14 protein-coding genes are annotated in these 17,227 nt (G+C 65.3%); 6 read left to right on the plus strand and 8 right to left on the minus strand.

The window, feature by feature from the left end; translation table 11 throughout:
* Positions 1 to 45: 45 nt before the first annotated feature.
* From AAHB16_RS24245 to AAHB16_RS24280, 8 genes are all read right to left on the minus strand, one after another.
* The gene (locus tag AAHB16_RS24245; protein ID WP_342052183.1) at positions 46 to 1,893 is read right to left on the minus strand and encodes an IucA/IucC family protein; all 1,848 of its coding nucleotides are present in this window, start codon (positions 1,891 to 1,893) and stop codon (positions 46 to 48) included.
* Complete coding sequence (locus tag AAHB16_RS24250; protein ID WP_342052184.1) at positions 1,877 to 2,500, minus strand: GNAT family N-acetyltransferase; 624 nt, start codon at positions 2,498 to 2,500, stop codon at positions 1,877 to 1,879. Before AAHB16_RS24250 ends, AAHB16_RS24245 begins: the two co-directional genes overlap by 17 nt.
* Positions 2,490 to 3,794 carry an MFS transporter gene (locus AAHB16_RS24255; RefSeq protein ID WP_342052246.1) on the minus strand — a complete coding sequence of 435 codons (1,305 nt, stop codon included), beginning with the start codon at positions 3,792 to 3,794 and terminating at the stop codon, positions 2,490 to 2,492. The genes AAHB16_RS24250 and AAHB16_RS24255 overlap by 11 nt, the downstream gene beginning before the upstream one ends.
* Entirely contained in the window at positions 3,683 to 5,137 is a 1,455-nt protein-coding gene (locus tag AAHB16_RS24260; RefSeq protein WP_342052185.1) for a lysine N(6)-hydroxylase/L-ornithine N(5)-oxygenase family protein, read from the minus strand. Before AAHB16_RS24260 ends, AAHB16_RS24255 begins: the two co-directional genes overlap by 112 nt.
* An 83-nt stretch (positions 5,138 to 5,220) precedes the next feature.
* Complete coding sequence (locus tag AAHB16_RS24265) at positions 5,221 to 5,727, minus strand: sigma-70 family RNA polymerase sigma factor (RefSeq protein WP_191002395.1); 507 nt, start codon at positions 5,725 to 5,727, stop codon at positions 5,221 to 5,223.
* Positions 5,728 to 5,927: 200 nt separating this feature from the next.
* Positions 5,928 to 6,296, minus strand: a complete 369-nt coding sequence (locus tag AAHB16_RS24270; protein ID WP_223851778.1) for a BON domain-containing protein — start codon at positions 6,294 to 6,296, stop codon at positions 5,928 to 5,930.
* A 69-nt stretch (positions 6,297 to 6,365) separates the two neighbouring features.
* Complete coding sequence (locus tag AAHB16_RS24275; RefSeq protein ID WP_150375157.1) at positions 6,366 to 7,154, minus strand: aldolase; 789 nt, start codon at positions 7,152 to 7,154, stop codon at positions 6,366 to 6,368.
* A gap of 30 nt (positions 7,155 to 7,184) precedes the next feature.
* Positions 7,185 to 7,904 (minus strand): haloacid dehalogenase type II, encoded by a 720-nt coding sequence (locus AAHB16_RS24280; RefSeq protein ID WP_342052186.1) that lies wholly within the window; start codon positions 7,902 to 7,904, stop codon positions 7,185 to 7,187.
* A 111-nt stretch (positions 7,905 to 8,015) separates the two neighbouring features.
* Here AAHB16_RS24280 and AAHB16_RS24285 point away from each other — a divergent pair, with 111 nt between their 5' ends.
* The 6 genes from AAHB16_RS24285 to AAHB16_RS24310 all read left to right on the plus strand — a co-directional run bounded on the left by AAHB16_RS24285 (position 8,016) and on the right by AAHB16_RS24310 (position 17,219).
* The gene (locus tag AAHB16_RS24285; RefSeq protein WP_342052187.1) at positions 8,016 to 8,873 is read left to right on the plus strand and encodes a LysR substrate-binding domain-containing protein; all 858 of its coding nucleotides are present in this window, start codon (positions 8,016 to 8,018) and stop codon (positions 8,871 to 8,873) included.
* 461 nt (positions 8,874 to 9,334) lie between these two features.
* A complete protein-coding gene (locus AAHB16_RS24290; protein WP_263364836.1) occupies positions 9,335 to 9,457 on the plus strand; it encodes a hypothetical protein in 123 nt (40 codons plus the stop codon).
* 220 nt (positions 9,458 to 9,677) lie between these two features.
* Positions 9,678 to 10,835 (plus strand): efflux RND transporter periplasmic adaptor subunit, encoded by a 1,158-nt coding sequence (locus AAHB16_RS24295; RefSeq protein ID WP_150375154.1) that lies wholly within the window; start codon positions 9,678 to 9,680, stop codon positions 10,833 to 10,835.
* 27 nt (positions 10,836 to 10,862) lie between these two features.
* Positions 10,863 to 14,009, plus strand: coding sequence for an efflux RND transporter permease subunit (locus AAHB16_RS24300; protein ID WP_150375153.1), 3,147 nt, complete (start codon positions 10,863 to 10,865; stop codon positions 14,007 to 14,009).
* The gene (gene adeC, locus AAHB16_RS24305) at positions 14,006 to 15,475 is read left to right on the plus strand and encodes an AdeC/AdeK/OprM family multidrug efflux complex outer membrane factor (protein WP_150375152.1); all 1,470 of its coding nucleotides are present in this window, start codon (positions 14,006 to 14,008) and stop codon (positions 15,473 to 15,475) included. The genes AAHB16_RS24300 and adeC overlap by 4 nt, the downstream gene beginning before the upstream one ends.
* A gap of 250 nt (positions 15,476 to 15,725) precedes the next feature.
* Positions 15,726 to 17,219, plus strand: coding sequence for a metallophosphoesterase family protein (locus tag AAHB16_RS24310; protein ID WP_411859895.1), 1,494 nt, complete (start codon positions 15,726 to 15,728; stop codon positions 17,217 to 17,219).
* The last annotated feature ends 8 nt before the right edge of the window (positions 17,220 to 17,227 follow it).

Here is a 17,227-nt window from a genome sequence, read left to right on the forward strand (position 1 = left end):
TTCCCGCTGAGGGGTTTTGTTTTTTACGCTGCCGATTTCATTACGTCAGTTGCGCCGATATTTCGCCAGCGGATTTCTCAGTGTCCCCGCCATCGTCAGGCTCGAAGCCGGATCGGCGAGGTTGACCATCTGCAGGTTATTGCGCAGCTGCAGGCGGTTCAGGCACGAATGCCTGAATTCCGGCTGGAACAGGTCGTACCGCCTGAACTTGTGTTGCAGCGCGGGATGCGCGGCCTGGTATTCGTGCACGGTATCGGCAACCAGTTGCCAGAATGCATCCTCGGTGCAGACGCCATGCTCGACGAGCAGATGGCTCAGGTGCCGGAAGACGCCGTCGAACACATCGATAAACAGGCCAAGCAGCTTGTAGTCGTCGGGCACATCCACCGCGAGACGGGCGACGTCGTCCGGCAGCGCCGCATCCTTGTCGAGGATCGCGGATTCTTCGGCGATATCCTTCATGAACACGCGCGTGACGCGATGCGCCGACAGGACCAGGATCAGGTTCTCGCAGTGCGGCATGAACACCAGATCGTGCGCGTAGAAGCAGTGGACCAGCGGTTCCAGATACGCGCGCAGGTAGCTGCGCAGCCACGCCAGCGCCGGCATGCCCGAGCGTCGAATCAGCGCCGGCAGCAGCGCCCGGCCCGCGGGATCGACATGCAGCAGCGCCGCCATCGTCATCAATCGTTCGCCCTGTTGCAGCTTGCCGATCGGACTCTCGCGCCAGAGGGCCGACAGCATTTTCTTGTACGGGCTATCGCTCTCGAGCGCCGCTTCGTAGTACCGGTTGCGGTAGCCGACCGAAGCGACTTCTCGCAGGATCGAGAATCCGTAGTCCCGCAGCGTACCGTCGCTCGCGATCCGTTCGTGGAGATAGGCGTTGATGGCCGGTGTTCCCGCCATATAGTGCGGCGATAGACCGCGCATAAAGCCCATGTTCAGTACCGACAGCGAAGTCTTGACGTAGCACTTCTCGGGGTGCGACGTGTTGAAATAGGTGCGCACCGACTGCTGCGCCGCGTAGAGGTCCTCGCCGTAACCGAGTGCGACGATCCTGCGATTGGCCACATCGGCGGCGAATGCGATGCTCAGCTTGTTGAACCACTGCCACGGGTGGGCGGGCATGAACAGGTAGCGCGACGGATCGAGGTCCAGCCGATGCAGCGTCTGGCGGAACGAAGCCAGACGGTCGGCGCCTAGCTCGCGGGCCAGCAGCGTGTCGTGGTCGAGTCCGGGCACGCTCGCGAAATGCGCGTGGTCGCGATGCACGGCGAGCCAGACGATGGCGAAGCGCGAACCCGTCTCGGGCGCATAGGTTCGATATTCGTCCGCATCGAACCCCAGGCGGCCATTGTTGGCCACGAAGCACGGGTGTCCTTCGGTCATGGCGGCTTCGTAGACCTGATAGTCCTGCTCCACGAGCTCGTCGGCGGTGAGGTAGGGGCGCGTGTGCTTGTAGGCCGCGCCGAAGAGCGTGCTGCTGATTTCGTCGAGATAGATCGGGAGCTTGTCCGCGGGAATCCCCAGCGTGCGCCGGAAGTCGTTGACGAACGTCAGCGCATCGAGCGGATCGCCGGACTTCGGGCTGTCGGCGATGCGCTCGATGGACGCGGGATCGATGCGCCAGTGGTGCAGGGCCATGATCCGCGCGCGAAATCGGTAGTGGCATCCCGCGGTGTCGGCATCGACGCGATATGCGCGCCAGTTGTCGGCATCGGGCTTGCCGGCCGGTGCCGGGGCGATGACGGACTCGTGGGCGAACTCGGCGAGTGCCTTGCGGACCAGCAGCCGGTTGACCGTGGCCCAGACGCTCGGGTCGAGGTGATCAACGACATGTTGCGGCTCGCGCGCGCGTCGCGCGGGCAGCGATACATCAGGCGGTGTATGCATCGGTAACGTCTCCAGAGAGCGATCGTTCGAAATCCGATCGGGTACAGAAGGCCAGCCACGCGGTTTTCTGCGGCAGCTGGATCTGACGGTCGTAGCGGAAACCGACCGCTTGATTGAGGGCGTGAACGCGTTCGTTGCGGACGTCGGGCTCCACGACCACGCGCCGCGCGCCCAGCGTGTAGAACGCGAAGGCCATGACATGGCGCAGGACGTCGCGTGTGAAATGGGGAATGCGTACCGAGACCGGCGCCACGAGGAAGTGCATGCCGATATCGTCGGGATGCACGGCGAAGTGACCGGCGAGCGGCTCGTGAGTGGGGTCGTAGAACTCGGCGACGAAGGCCCGCTGGCCGTCGTGCGACCCGACGCATGCGCAGCCGTGGCCGGCCGTGTGCAGGTCGGCATAGAACTGCCGGGTTTCCGCGAGACTCAGATGCTGCATGTTCCAGTAGCGCGCATAGTCCATCACGAACCAGCGGTGCAGCGTGGCAATATCGTCGTCGAGCGACAGGGCCCGTATGGCGAAGCGCGGGGCGAGCACCGCGCGCACGATGGCGGGGATATCCTCGCGGGCGGGGCGATCGGTGTGCCAGCGGTCAGGTGACATGTTCGGTCCGGCAGGTGGGTGGACGATGACGGGGCGTGCGGAAGCGGTCGATGCGAAAGAGCCGATGGTTCAGCATCGCGGTCAGCAGCAGGCCCGCCGCGGCGATCAGGAACGGCATGGCCGTGCCGAACCGGTCGACGACGACACCCGCGCAAAACGACGACAGCAGCACGCCGAGGTTCTGGAAGCCGTTGGCAATGCTGAAGTCGCGCGCATAGGCGTGCGGCGTGCTGACGCGAAACAGCGTGACGTCCAGCCGCACGCTCACGCGGAACAATGCAATGCCGAACAGGCAGCGGCCGATCAGCATGGCCGGTGGCCATGGAGCGGCCTGCAGCATCAGCCCGGCCGTGCCGAGCAACAGATGCAGCGCAGTGGAGGCCGTGTCGCCGCGCGCGCGGCGGTCCATCGACAGCACGAGCAGTGCCATCAGCCCCGGAATGGCGAACACGAGGCCCGTGAGCGTCTGGCTGCCGATACCCGTCGCGGCCTCCCAGTACACCGAGAAGAACGGGCGCACCAGATAGGCGCTGAAATCGAAGACCAGCATCAGCGCGCTCAGCCGCAGCACACGCGGCAGCGTGGGACGGCGCGCGTCTGTCATCGACGGGGGCGGGTCCGCGCCGAGCATGCCGACGATCTTGCCCGCGCGTATCAGGTGGATGCACAGCGCCATCTGCACGAAGTCTCCGGCGGCCGTGGCCAGCAGGCAGGCGTCGGGTCCCAGATGCTGGAGCAGCGAGCCGCCCGCCATCGCGCCGAAGATCCCGCCGAGATGGACCACGACCGCGAGCAGTCCGACGGTGGCGCCGTGCGTGTCGGGAGGTTCGACGCGCATCAGGTACGGAAACATCAGCAGGTAGCTGCTCTTGGTCATGAACATGAGCAGCGTCACCGCCCAGTAGGCGGCGACCGTCTCCGCGCCAAGGCTCGCGAGGCCGAGCAGGCCCGCGATGCCCTGCGTGAGGACGACGAGGTGCATCGTCTCCACATGGCGGGCGACGCGGGCCCATAGCGGCAGCGTGAGCATGACCGCTATCGAGATCGCGGCGACATAGGCGCCGACGTGGATGGGGTCGGTCACGCCATAGCGCATGGCGAAGAACTGCGGATAGAACGCGATGAGAATGGCGTCGCTGACCACCCCGCAGGCGGTCATGACGAGAATGGCGAGGCGCAGCGTCATGGGCGGGGCGCGTCGATGTTGTCGTCGAGCGCGTCGTTCACCGCGACGTCCGCGTCCCGGGGGCGAGGCGCTGTCTGGCGGAGGAGCGCGGCGTCGGCGTCGGGCGATGCGCCGAGTCTCGTGAACCCGCTGTCCGCGCGCGGGGCGAAATCCTGGAACGTGGTGCGGGCCTCGGCGCGATAGTGATCGACACCGGTCAGCGCATGCAGCAGTCGCGCATTGCGATGGCAGGCAAGGCCCAGGTCGGGGTTCGTGATGCCGCCCTCGAAGCCCGCGTTCTGCACATAGATTTCGTCGCCCGCGATATCGACGGCATAGTTGTCGGCCTGCACGTAGTGTCCTTGCGCATCCCATCGGATGCGGTCGCGGATGCCGCGCACGAATGGCGGGATGCGATGCGTGTAGCCCGTGGCCATGACGAGGCCGTCGGTAAGGTGGCGATAGCGCTCGCCGAGTTCGTTGTGCGCGAATGTGAGCGCGAAGCGCTTGCCCGCATCGTCGAGCGAGCACGCCGTGAGCGCGAGGTTCGGCATGAGTTGCGTGCGCAGGCCGGGCTGGTGGCGCGTCTCGTCGAGCTGGTCGTAGATGCGGTCGATCAGCGTCTTGTTGATGCCGCTGTAGACGGCGCGCTGCCCCTGCGTCGCGCGGTGTTTCGCGGCATCGCCGAGTTTCTGGAAGTGCCCGATATACGCGGGCAGCAGGAACTCGAGCGTGAGCTTGGCCGTTTCCATCTGGAAAAAGCGCGGTGCCCGCGTGACCCAGTTGAGCGTGTAGCCATACAGGCCGCATTCGCGCAGCAGGTCGTAGTAGACCTCGGCGCCGCTCTGGCCGCTGCCGACGATCGTGATCACGCGCTGCTGTTGCAGCCATGCCTTGTGCGCAAGGTAGTGGGCCGAGTGGATGGGCCCGCGCGAGCCGGCGCGCAGCCCTTCGCAGCAGTCGGGCAGGCGTGGCTCGCTGCCGATGCCGACGACGAGGCGGCGGGTGCGATAACGGAACGGGGTGCCGTTATGCGTATCGACGCCCGTTACGACGTAGCCGGGCATCGTGGCGTCATAGTGGATATCGAGCACGTTGCGGCGGTACCGCACGTTGCGCAGTTGCGCGGCGGCCCATTTGCAGTAGCGGTCGTACTCCTGCCGCGTGAGGTAGTAGTTCTCGCGCACGTAGTACGTGTACAGCCTTCCCTGCTGCTTGCAGAAGTTCAGGTAGCTGAAGCGGCTGGTGGGATCGGCGAGCGAGACGAGGTCCGCGAGAAAGGGGTTCTGGAGGATGGTGCCGTCGATCAGCATGCCGGTGTGCCAGCCGAAGGCTTCTTTCTTTTCGAGGAAGAGGCAGCGCATGCCCGGGAGGGGATCCGCGAGGCATGCGAGGCTCAGGTTGAAGGGGCCGAGGCCGATGCCGATGAAATCGTAGGGTGTGTCATCCGCGCTGGTAGTCGTGTTGGTCATGATGGCTCGCGTGATTTGGGAGAAATGGGCCGCGTTGCCGCAGCCGACATTCATCAAGACGAACCAGCGATCGGAAACAACAACTACAACGACAGTGTGCCGAGCGTGTCGCGCGCATCCTGGAGAATGAAGCTCACCATCGCGGGCGAGATACCGAGCCGCGCGGCGATGGTCCGCTGCGACTGGTCTTCGAAGTAATACTGCGTGAGCGCGTCGCGCGTGCGTGGCGGCAGGGCGCGCATCGCATCGCGTAACGAACGTTCGCGTTCGCGGGCGCTGGCAATGCGGTCGGGGGAGTTGGTGTCGAGCGGGGCATCGGCTTCAGCGAATTCCGATGCGAAGAGGCGCCGTTCGATCTGCTGCCGCCGATAGCCATCGAGGGCGAGATTGCGCACCACGCGGCAGATGTAGCTCAGTTCGCTGCGCCATGGCCCATCGGGCGTATGAAAGATCAGCTTGAGGTAGGCATCGTGCAGGACGTCTTCGGCCTGCACGGGGCAGCCGAGAATACGCGTGGCAATGCAAAGAAGGTGACGACGGTGGACGATGAAGGTGCGGGCGATGGATGTGTGGCCGGCATTCCCTGGCATGCGCGCTCCATGGGTCGTGACGATGGAGCGGGCCATGCTATGCCAGATGTCGCGCACGTCCGCGGATGCCCTTGTCGGCATCGCGGCTACCGGGCATGTGTTCCTAATGCAGAGTTAAACGAAGCGCCCACGCCATGGTTGGGATGGCGTGGCGTTCCATGTAAAAACTGCCGCGGCGGTACTTCGATCTTTTCCGAAGTTCACTGGCCGGCGGCGCGTAACTCGTCCGAGACGGCGGTCACGCCGCTCGTATCCTTGGCGGCTTTGAGAACGGCCGCGCGCTGCGATTCATCGCGCACGTTGCCCTCGAGGCGGACCACACCATCGACGGTCTTCACGTCGATGCGACTGGCGTCGGCGCCCGGTATCGTGGCCAGCCTGGCTTTCACCGCGGTAGTGATGGTGCGGTCGGTCGTGGCCGCCGTGTCGCGTGGCGCCGTGGTGCGGCCGGTGGACGATGGCGTATCGGCATCGCCACCGGCGGCGTTCACGAGAATAGGCGTCGCGGTGACGGCGACGATCATGGCGGTAGCGGCGATCACCGCACCCGGGAATAGACGGACCTTCATGATCTTGCCCTCCATGTGGTCGTTTTATCGGAGGGTGGTGCATGAAGCGTGCCAGTGGCGCGATGCAGCCTACCGGTCGAACGGCACGTGCTGCGCGCGCAGGCGGCGCATGCCGCTGTCGAGGTGCGCACGCGCACTGTCGGGATCGCCGACGCGCATCTGTTCGTACGTACGCTGCGCGATGTCATGCGGCACCGGCTTCAGCGTGCGTCCCGTGCTCATGGCCTTGAGCTGGACCTCGGCTGCGCGTTCCAGATAGTAGAGATCGTCCCAGGCCTCGGCGATGGTGGGACCCACCACCATCACGCCATGGTTCTTCAGGAAGACGACATCGGCGTTGCCCATGGCGGCGGCGATGCGATCGCCTTCGGTCTCGTCGAGCGCAAGACCGTTGTAGTCCTCATCGACGACGGTGCGGCCGTAGAACTTGAGCGCGGTCTGTCCGGCCCACACGAGCGGCTCGCCATCGAGCAATGCGAGTGCGGTGGCGTTGGGCATATGCGTGTGGAACGCGGCGCGCACGCGCGGCTGTGCACGATGGAGCCGCGCGTGGATATAGAACGCGGTGGCCTCCGGCTTGCCCTCGCCCGCGATGACGTTGCCTTCGTAGTCGCAGATGAGCAGATGCGAGGCCGTGAGTTCGTCGAAGGCATAGCCGAACGGATTGACGAGGAACAGATCGTCGTGGCCCGGCACGACCGCGGAGAAATGGTTGCAGACACCTTCCGCGAAGCCGTGTTGCGCGGCAAGGTGGAAGCATGCCGCGAGTTCGATGCGGGCCTCGTGCACGGCGTCGGCGTCGAGTCCGGCGCGCGTCTGCGCGCGTTCCGTGCGGAGAGAGGTCAGTGTGTGGGCCACGATGGTTTCCTTTCTTGGGGATCGCCGACTTTACCAGTCGAGTGTCTGGAACAGGGTGGGAACTTCGTCGAGCGTGTGTACGATCGCATCCGGCGTGTAATCCGGCAATAGCCTGCGGCCGGTGCCGCGGTCGACCCACACGCAACGGAAGCCGATATCGCGCGCGGCGGCGTGGTCGAGGTGCGGGCTTGCGCAGATATGAACGACTTCCTCCTTCGTCACGCCGAGTTGTTCGTGAGCATAGTCGAAGAGCCGGCGCGCGGGCTTGTACGCGCCGGCCTGCTGCGCGGTGATCACCCTGTCGATACAGGGGCCAGTCGCGTCGGCGAGTTGCGCGACGTTGCCCGCGATGATGTCGTCGTCGGTATTGGAGACGATGCAGGTGCGGAAGCCCATGGCCTGGAGGCGGCGCAGCGCCGGCACGACTTCGCGGAACGGCGGCATGGCCGAGATGCCCTGCGTGAGCACGGCGATATCGTCGGGCGCGGGTTCGAGATCGAATTCCTCGAGCGCGAGCCGCAATCCCTCGCCCGCGACCGTTCGGAAATTGCGATGCGGCGGCGTTTGCTCGAGGCGATGCTCGTGCCGGTCGTACACCTCGATCAGGCGGCCGGTGTCGATGGACGCCGGATTGCCCTTGTTGCGCAGGATGGTGTCGACGGCCCGCTGCAGCCCTTCGTCCCACTGGATGAGCGTGCCGTAGCAGTCGAAGGTGAGCCACTTGGGGCGGGGGGTGTATTGCAGGGACATGGCGGTCTCCGGAGCGGTTTGCGTTGACCGGAAGCGTAGTGAGTCTGGCCTCCATTTGAAAATGAAATTATGATATCCACGTCAGTGGATTTTCAAATAAGAGGCGCCGCGATGTTCGACGATCTGGTTCTACTCCGCACACTCGTTTCGGTCGTGGACGAAGGCAGCTTTACGCGCGCCGGAGACCGGGTGCACCGTACGCAATCGACGGTCAGCCAGCAAATTCGCAAGCTCGAAGAGGTCGTGGGGCGTCCGCTGCTGCTGCGAGACCGCTCGGGCACACAGGTCACGGCCACCGCGCATGGTGAACTGCTCGCGCAATATGCGCGGCGGCTGCTGGCCTTGTCGCAGGAGGCCGCGGATGCGCTGGCCAGCGATGGGCGCGTCTCGACGGTCCGGATCGGCGTGCCCGAGGACTTCGATGCGCGACGCATGTCGGCGATGCTGTCCGGTTTCGTGGCGGCGCGTCCCGAAGTGAGGCTGGAAACCGTCGCCGGCATGAGCAGCGACCTGCGACAAAAGCTCGCAGGTGGCGAGATCGAGATCGCCCTGGTCAAGCGCGAGCCGGGCAGCGGGCCCAGTCTTGCCGCCTGGCCCGAGACGCTTGTGTGGGCGACCGCCGCGGACAGCGCATGGGATCGTGACGACCGCGCGGAGGAACCGGTGCCGCTCGCGCTATTCCCCCAGGGGTGCGTCTACCGGCAGCGTGCGATCCGGGGGCTCGACCAGGCGCAGCGGCGCTGGCGCACGGCGTTCGGCAGCCATAGCCTGACCGGCATTCAGGCGGCGGTCTCGTCCGGGCTGGGCGTGTCGGTGCTGCCGACGACCGCATTGTTGCCCGAACACCGCCTGTGCGAGGGCTTTCCTGCGCTGGCCCCCACCGAACTGGCGCTGGTGGCGGGCGACAGTGCGCTGAACGCCGGGCAACGCTCGCTCGTCGATTTCCTTCGCGCACAGCTCGATGGCTGACGCCGCGATCGGTGATCAGATTTGAACGATTTGTTCAGAAAATCCGGTGCCTCATTGGTGATTGCACGCTGCAAGCCCGCGTGTAGCATGCATATGCCGCCATTTCGGGGGCTGCAATGACGTATTTCAGCGGATTACACGCCAATTCCTCATAACCGAACATTTCAGCAAACTGGTAGCATGGCGTGCTGCGAACATTTAGGCCAAGTGGAACAACTTCGCACCGCGTGCCTCAAATGCTGCAGCGCCGCGAAAAAACGCACGGACATACCGACCTGCCGGAGGGGGGAGGTCGGCTGACTTAGTCATTGAGGTCTTGTCCTGCGTGGCATACATTGCCGGAGGCGCATGTCACGGCGAAGCGTCAGATATTGACGCCGCGCCTGGCGTGAATTGCGAGTCGATGCCCACACCAGATCGGTGCACGAGCCTCGCGCATGGAACGGTAATACTGAGAAGCCATGATCGAAGCCTATTTTTCTGAAAACGGGGAGCGGTTCGGCGCGCGCGATGCGTGCCCGCGATGCGTACCACTCGAGGCCAGGGCACTGGCGAAAGCAGGGGTAATGGTCACGATCCGCTGAAACCCCGACTGAGCCCGACCGCAATCGTCCGGTCATGGGCATGGCTGTTGCTTCGTGCGGCACCCATGCCCCTGACCGGCTGTTCACACACAAAAGCGATGGGCCACGATGCCCGCCCCACCGTTCATGCGCGTGCATGCGGTACGGCACCGTGGACCACCCGCCTGGCATCGCACCAGGCTCCCATATTTGTTTCAGTTTCATCCTCGAGGAAATCGCTATGCAACCAATGCGCGCAAGGCGTGCTTTGATTCCGGCCATGCTGGGCATTGCCGTCGCGGTGCTCGCCGCTTGCGGCAAGAAGGCCGAAGCTCCCGCACCCCAGACCCCACAGGTCCAGGTCGTGACGCTCAAGGAGCAGTCGGTTACGCTGGAAACCCAATTGCCGGGCCGGACCAATCCTTACGCCATCGCCGAGGTGCGTCCGCAGGTGAACGGCATCATCCTCAAGCGGATGTTCAAGCAGGGCACCGACGTCAAGGAAGGGCAGCAGCTGTATCAGATCGATCCGTCGACGTACGAGGCTGCCTACAAGACCGCCGCCGCCACGCTCGAATCGTCGAAGCTGCTGGCACAGCGTTATGGCCGGCTGGTCGGCGACGAAGCCGTGAGCAAGCAGCAATACGCCGAGGCTCAGGCCGCCTACGAACAGGCGCAGGCTGCCGTGGACCGCGCGAAGATCGACCTGCGCTACACGAAGGTGCTGTCGCCGATCACGGGCCGCATCAGCCGCGCGCTCGTGACCGAAGGCGCGCTCGTGACCAACGGCCAGACCAACGCGCTGGCCACGGTGCAGCAGCTCGATCCGATCTATGTGGACGTGACACAGCCGTCGTCGTCGCTGCTGCGCCTGAAGCGCGAGCTTCAGGCCGGCCAGCTCGAATCGGCTGGCGCGAATGCCGCCAAGGTGACGCTGTTCCTCGAGGACGGTACGCCGTATCCGGAACCGGGCCGCCTCGAGTTCTCCGAGGTCTCGGTGGACGAAGGCACGGGCTCCGTGACGCTGCGTGCCGTGTTCCCGAACCCGCGCCATGACCTGCTGCCCGGGATGTTCGTGCACGCGCGCCTGCAGGAAGGCGTGCGCGCCAACTCCATTCTGGCGCCGCAACGTGGCGTGACGCGCGACCTCAAGGGTGCGGCGACCGCGCTCGTGGTCAATGGCAAGGAAGAAGTGGAACTGCGTCAGCTGACGACCACGCGCACCATCGGCGACAACTGGCTCGTGACCGACGGCCTGAAGGCTGGCGACCGCGTGATCGTCGAGGGCCTGCAGTTCGTGCGTCCGGGTGTCAAGGTCAAGGCCGTGGAAGCCTCCGCCGCGCCGGCGGGCGGTGCCTCCGCGCCGGCCGCTGCGTCCGCGCCCGCGGCCAAGTCCTGAGCGCGACCGCAAGCATAAGGATTCGCCATGTCTAACTTTTTTATCGAGCGGCCGATCTTCGCGTGGGTGATTGCGCTGGTGATCATGCTGGCTGGCGTGCTGTCGATTCGCGCGCTGCCGGTGAACCAGTACCCCGCGATCGCGCCGCCAACGATCGCCATCTCCGTGACCTACCCGGGTGCGTCCGCGCAGACCGTGCAGGATACGGTGGTGCAGGTGATCGAGCAGCAGCTGAACGGCCTCGACGGCCTGCGCTACATCTTCTCCGAATCGAACTCCGACGGCAGCATGACCATCACCGTCACGTTCGAGCAGGGGACCAACCCGGATATCGCGCAGGTGCAGGTGCAGAACAAGCTGCAGCTCGCCACGCCGCTGCTGCCGCAGGAAGTCCAGCAGCAGGGTATCCGCGTGACCAAGTCCGTACGGAACTTCCTGGTCATCGTGGGTCTGGTCTCGACGGACAAGAGCGTCACGCGTGAGGACTTGTCGAACTACATCGTGTCGAACCTGCAGGATCCGCTGTCGCGGACGTCCGGCGTGGGCGACTTCCAGGTGTTCGGTTCGCAGTACGCGATGCGTGTCTGGCTCGATCCGGCGCGGCTCAACAGCTATCAGCTGACGCCGCTCGACGTGAGCAACGCCGTCAAGGCGCAGAACGTGCAGGTGGCTTCCGGCCAGCTGGGCGGCCTGCCCGCGGTGCGTGGCCAGCAGCTCAATGCGACGATCATCGGCAAGACCCGTCTGCAGACCGCCGAGCAGTTCGGCGACATCCTGCTGAAGGTCAACACCGACGGTTCGCAGGTGCGCCTGCGCGACGTGGCCGATATCGGCCTCGGCGGCCAGGACTACACCATCAACGCGCAGTACAACGGCGCGCCGGCTTCCGGTATCGCCATTCGTCTGGCGACGGGCGCCAACGCGCTGAACACCGTCAAGGCCATTCACCAGACGCTGGGCCAGCTCGAGGGCTTCATGCCGCCGGGCATGAAGATCGTGTTCCCGTACGACACCACGCCGGTGATCGCGGACTCGATCCACGAGGTGATCAAGACCCTGCTCGAAGCTATCGTGCTGGTGTTCCTGGTGATGTACCTGTTCCTGCAGAACTTCCGCGCCACGCTGATCCCGACGATCGCCGTGCCGGTGGTGCTCCTGGGCACGTTCGGCGTGCTGGCCGCGTTCGGTTACTCGATCAACACGCTGACGATGTTCGGGATGGTGCTGGCCATCGGTCTGCTTGTTGACGATGCGATCGTGGTGGTGGAGAACGTCGAGCGGGTGATGGCCGAAGAAGGGTTGCCACCGAAGGAGGCGGCTCGAAAATCGATGGGACAGATCCAGGGCGCGCTGGTCGGTATCGCGCTCGTGCTGTCCGCGGTGTTCCTGCCGATGGCATTCTTCGGCGGCTCGACCGGCGTGATCTATCGTCAGTTCTCGATCACGATCGTCGCATCGATGGTGCTGTCCGTGCTGGTGGCGCTGATTCTGACGCCCGCGCTGTGCGCGACGATGCTGAAGCCGATCGAGAAGGGCGACCACGGCGAGCACAAGAAGGGCTTCTTCGGCTGGTTCAACCGGGGCTTTATCAAGACGACGCACCGGTACGAGCGTGGCGTGCAGGGGATTCTGCGGCGCCGGATGCCGTTCGTGATCATCTATATCGCGATCGTCGCGGGGATGGCGTTCCTGTTCACGAAGATCCCGACCTCGTTCCTGCCGGAAGAAGACCAGGGCGTGCTCTACGCGCAGGTGCAGACGCCGCCGGGTTCGACCGCGGAGCGCACGCAGCAGGTCCTCGACCAGATGCGCGAGTATCTGCTGGGCGACGAAGGCGGGGTGGTGGAATCGCTGTTCACGGTGAACGGCTTCAACTTCGCCGGCCGTGGCCAGAGTTCGGGTCTCGCGTTCATCCTGCTCAAGCCGTTCAAGGAGCGTAGCGGCGATGCCACGAGCGTGTTCGACCTGGCCAAGCGGGCGCAGGCCAAGTTCTTCACCTTCCGCGATGCGCTGGCTTTTGCCTTCGCGCCGCCCGCGGTGCAGGAACTTGGTAACGCGACCGGTTTCGACTTCTATATCCAGGATCAGGCCGGTCTCGGTCACGAGAAGCTGATGGAGGCGCGCAACAAGTTCCTCCAGCTGGCGGGACAGAATCCGGCGATGCAGCGCGTGCGGCCCAACGGCCTGAACGACGAGCCGCAGTATCTGCTCGATATCGACGACGAGAAGGCGCGCGCGCTGGGGCTGTCGCTGGCCGACATCAACAGCACGGTGTCGATCGCGTGGGGTTCCAGCTACGTGAACGACTTTATCGATCGCGGCCGCGTGAAGCGCGTGTACGTGCAGGGGCGTCCGAATTCGCGGATGTCGCCGGAAGACCTGACCAAGTGGTTCATCCGCAATGGTAATGGCGACATGGTGCCGTTCTCGGCGTTCGCGACGGGGCACTGGGGCTACGGTTCGCCGAAGCTGCAGCGCTACAACGGTGTGCCGGCGGTGGAAATCCTCGGCGAACCGGCGGCGGGCAAGAGTACCGGCGAGGCGATGAACGCGGTGGCGGACATCATGAAGCAGATGCCGCCTGGCATTGGCTATTCGTGGACCGGCCTGTCGTATGAAGAGCGCCTGTCGGGTGCCCAGGCGCCTGCGCTGTATGCGCTGTCGCTGCTCGTCGTGTTCCTGTGTCTGGCGGCGCTGTACGAAAGCTGGTCGATTCCGTTCTCCGTGATGCTGGTGGTGCCGCTCGGTGTGGTCGGCGCGCTGATGGCGACGCTGTTGCGCGGGCTGTCCAACGACGTGTTCTTCCAGGTGGGTCTGCTGACGACCGTGGGCCTGTCGGCGAAGAACGCGATTCTGATCGTGGAGTTCGCGAAGGAGCTGCACGAGCAGGGCAAGGGGCTCGTGGAAGCCGCGATCGAGGCGTGCCGGATGCGTTTGCGGCCGATCATCATGACGTCGCTGGCCTTCGTGCTCGGCGTGTTCCCGCTGGCGGTGTCCACGGGCGCCGGTTCGGGCAGCCAGCACGCGATCGGTACCGGCGTGATCGGCGGCATGATCACGGCGACCGTGCTTGCGATCTTCTGGGTGCCGCTGTTCTTCGTCGCGGTGACGTCGCTGTTCAAGGGCCGAAAGCCCAAGGATGACACCTCCCTCGAGAAGGGAGCCCTCTCATGAGAAAAACACTAGTTAGCCTTGCAGCCGGCGTCTTTCTGGCCGGCTGCAGCCTGATTCCGAAATACGAGCAGCCGGCCGCGCCCGTGGATGCCGCCTATCCGACCGGGGATGCTTATCCGGTTGGCGGCGACGCCGCCAGCGGGCAGGTGGCCGCGGCGGAGCTCGGCTGGCGCGACTACTTCACCGATCCGCGGCTGCGCCGGCTGATCGAGGTGGCGCTGGAGAACAATCGCGACCTGCGCATTGCCGCGCTGAACATGGACGCCTATCGCGCGCAGTACCGCATTCAGCGCGCGGAACTGTTCCCGGAGCTCAATGCCACCGGCCAGTACACGGCGCAACGCGTGCTGTCGCCCCTGTCGTCCGCATCGACGGGGATCGTCGGCAGGCAGTTCGGTGTGGCGCTCGGCATCACCGCGTGGGAAATCGATCTGTTCGGCCGCCTGCGCAGCCTGAACGAGGCGGCGCTGCAGACGTACTTCTCCAGCGCGGAAGCGCGCCGCAGCACCCATATCGCGCTGGTGGCGAGCGTTGCCAATGCGTATCTGACGATGCGCGCGGATGAGGAGCAGCTGAAGCTCACGCGCGACACGCTCGGCACGTACGAGCGTACGTTCAACCTGACGCGCCGCAGCTTCGAGGAAGGCATTTCGTCGCGGCTGGACCTGCGTCAGGCGCAGACGAGCGTGGAGAACGCGCGTGCGACCCTGGCCCAATACACGCGGCAGGTGGCGCAGGACAGGAATGCGCTGTCGTTGCTGATCGGTGCATCGGTGCCGGGCGACCTGCCCGAGGGCCTGTCGCTCGACGACAAGCTCGTGGCCGAAGTGCCGGCGGGTCTGCCGTCGGATCTGCTGCGGAACCGGCCGGACATCCTCTCTGCCGAGCATCAGCTGATGGCGGCCAATGCGACGATCGGTGCGGCGCGCGCGGCGTTCTTCCCGAGCATCAGCCTGACGGCTTCGGCCGGCACGGCGAGCCGGCAGCTGTCGGGCTTGTTCGAAGGGGGATCCGGCACGTGGCTGTTCAATCCGCAGATCAATGTGCCGATCTTCACGGCGGGCAGCCTGCAGGCCAGCCTCGACTACTCGCGCATCCAGAAGGACGTGACGGTGGCGCAGTACGAGCGGACGATCCAGTCGGCTTTCCGCGAAGTGGCGGACGGGCTGGCCGCGCGCGGTACGTACACCGACCAGCTGCAGGCACAGGTGCGACTCGTCGCGGCGAGCCAGGATTACTACAAGCTCGCCGACCAGCGTTATCGCACCGGTGTGGACAACTACCTGACGCTGCTCGATGCGCAGCGCCAGCTGTTCTCCGCGCAGCAGACGCTGATCACCGATCGCCTGAATCAGCTGACCAGCGAGGTGAATCTGTACAAGGCGCTGGGTGGTGGCTGGAACGAGACGACCACGGCGCCGGCGGCGGCGGCGGGCGAATCGCCCACGGCGAAGCCACAGTCCTGATCCCGCAGTCCTGAGCGCCCGGCAGCACGAAAGGGGCGAGTAAGGGCCGAGTAAGCGCCAAGTAAGCGCCAAGTAAGGGCCAAGTAAGGGCCAAGTAAGGGCCAAGTAAGGGCCGAGTCCTGTCTCGCACAGGGCTCGGCTTTTTTTGTTCCCGCCCGGCGTCATGGTTCTTTCATATCGGTGGGGTAGGGTGGCCACCCACACAGGGGAGAACCATATGCGCCCACAAAAAAAGAACACCATCGTCTGGATGGCAGGTACGGCTGCGATCGCCATCATGGCGGCGCTGCATGGCTGCGGCAGCGACGACAGCAGCAGTTCCAGCAATACCGCCAGCAACAATCCGCCCGCCACGACGCCGACGCCCGCGCCGGACGCGGCCACGGCGAGCGCGAATATCCAGGCCGCATGGGTCGAGATCGGCGATGGCAACCAGGCATTGGCGCGTGTGGTGACGCGCTATACGGCCGAGGCCGGCGCCGGCGCGAACGCCCAGTGCCCGCTGTTGACGGTCGATGGCAAGGCCGCGCGCATGACGCTGCGCGTCGGCCCCGCCACGGCGCCGTTGCGTACCACGGCCAGCGCGGCGGCCGACTCCAAGCCATCGGAGTTTCCGGTGTCCGTTTGCGAAGCCACGCTGCCGGCCGGCGCCGCCAGCGCCGCCATCGGGGCGCAGGTGCTGCCGCTGCCGAAGGCCACGCCGCAACGTATCGTGGTGCTGGCCGATACCGGCTGCCGCCTGAAGAAGGCCGACAACGCATGGCAGGCCTGCTCCGATACCGAGGCCTGGCCGCTGGCGTCGCTGGCCGCCACCGCGGCCGGTTTCAATCCCGACCTCGTGCTGCATATCGGCGACTACCACTATCGCGAGAACGCCTGCCCGCCCGATATCGCCGGCTGCCAGGGCAGCCCGTGGGGCTATGGCTGGGATACCTGGCAGGCCGATCTGTTCAAGCCGGCCGCGCCGTTGCTGGCCAAGGCACCGTGGGTCGTGGTGCGCGGCAATCACGAGGAGTGCGCGCGTGCCGGTCAGGGCTGGGCCCGCTTCCTGGATACGCGTCCGTATGACGCCACGCGTTCGTGCGACGATCCGGCCAACGACGCCATCGCCAACTATGCGGACCCGTATGCGGTGTCGCTCGGCGGCGGCTCGCAGGTCATCGTGTTCGACTCCGCCAAGGCGGGCAAGGCCGCGCTGGCCACCAACGACCCGCAGTTCATCGCCTACCAGAAGCAGTTCCAGACGGTGGCGACGCTGGCCGCGAAGACGGGCATGACCACCACGATCTTCACCAATCACCATCCGATCCTGGGGTTCGCTCCGGTGGCTGGCGCGAATCCCGCGCCGGGCAATCTGGCCCTGCAGTCGGTGATGTCGAACCTGAATGCGCAGGCCTACTATCCGACCGGCATCCAGCTCGCGTTGCACGGCCACGTGCATGACTTCCAGGCCATCAACTTCGCGTCGGCGCACCCGGCCACGATCGTCTCCGGCAACGGCGGCGACAATCTCGATGTCGCATTGCCCGATCCGTTGCCTGCCGGCAGCGTGCCCGCACCCGGTACGACCATCGATCGCATCACGCATCACGCAAGCTTCGGCTTTCTGGTGATGGACCGTCATGCATCGCCAGCCACGGGCTGGCAGTTCAAGGCGTACACCAAGGCCGGCAAGCTGCTGGCCACCTGCGACCAGACCGGCAACACGCTCACCTGCGACAAGACCGGCTTCCTGACGCCCTGATGCGTTGA

Origin of the sequence: Cupriavidus sp. OTU4054 (assembly GCF_038440175.1) — a bacterium.
In the GTDB taxonomy this organism is placed as follows: domain Bacteria; phylum Pseudomonadota; class Gammaproteobacteria; order Burkholderiales; family Burkholderiaceae; genus Cupriavidus; species Cupriavidus pauculus_D.

Coding starts and splice junctions, on each gene's coding strand:
- AAHB16_RS24245 (WP_342052183.1), bottom strand. CDS start 1,893: ATGCATACACCGCCTGATGTATCGCTGCCCGCGCGACGCGCGCGCGAG.
- AAHB16_RS24250 (WP_342052184.1), bottom strand. CDS start 2,500: ATGTCACCTGACCGCTGGCACACCGATCGCCCCGCCCGCGAGGATATC.
- AAHB16_RS24260 (WP_342052185.1), bottom strand. CDS start 5,137: ATGACCAACACGACTACCAGCGCGGATGACACACCCTACGATTTCATC.
- AAHB16_RS24265 (WP_191002395.1), bottom strand. CDS start 5,727: ATGCCAGGGAATGCCGGCCACACATCCATCGCCCGCACCTTCATCGTC.
- AAHB16_RS24270 (WP_223851778.1), bottom strand. CDS start 6,296: ATGAAGGTCCGTCTATTCCCGGGTGCGGTGATCGCCGCTACCGCCATG.
- AAHB16_RS24280 (WP_342052186.1), bottom strand. CDS start 7,904: ATGTCCCTGCAATACACCCCCCGCCCCAAGTGGCTCACCTTCGACTGC.
- AAHB16_RS24285 (WP_342052187.1), top strand. CDS start 8,016: ATGTTCGACGATCTGGTTCTACTCCGCACACTCGTTTCGGTCGTGGAC.
- AAHB16_RS24290 (WP_263364836.1), top strand. CDS start 9,335: ATGATCGAAGCCTATTTTTCTGAAAACGGGGAGCGGTTCGGCGCGCGC.
- AAHB16_RS24295 (WP_150375154.1), top strand. CDS start 9,678: ATGCAACCAATGCGCGCAAGGCGTGCTTTGATTCCGGCCATGCTGGGC.
- AAHB16_RS24300 (WP_150375153.1), top strand. CDS start 10,863: ATGTCTAACTTTTTTATCGAGCGGCCGATCTTCGCGTGGGTGATTGCG.
- adeC (WP_150375152.1), top strand. CDS start 14,006: ATGAGAAAAACACTAGTTAGCCTTGCAGCCGGCGTCTTTCTGGCCGGC.
- AAHB16_RS24310 (WP_411859895.1), top strand. CDS start 15,726: ATGGCAGGTACGGCTGCGATCGCCATCATGGCGGCGCTGCATGGCTGC.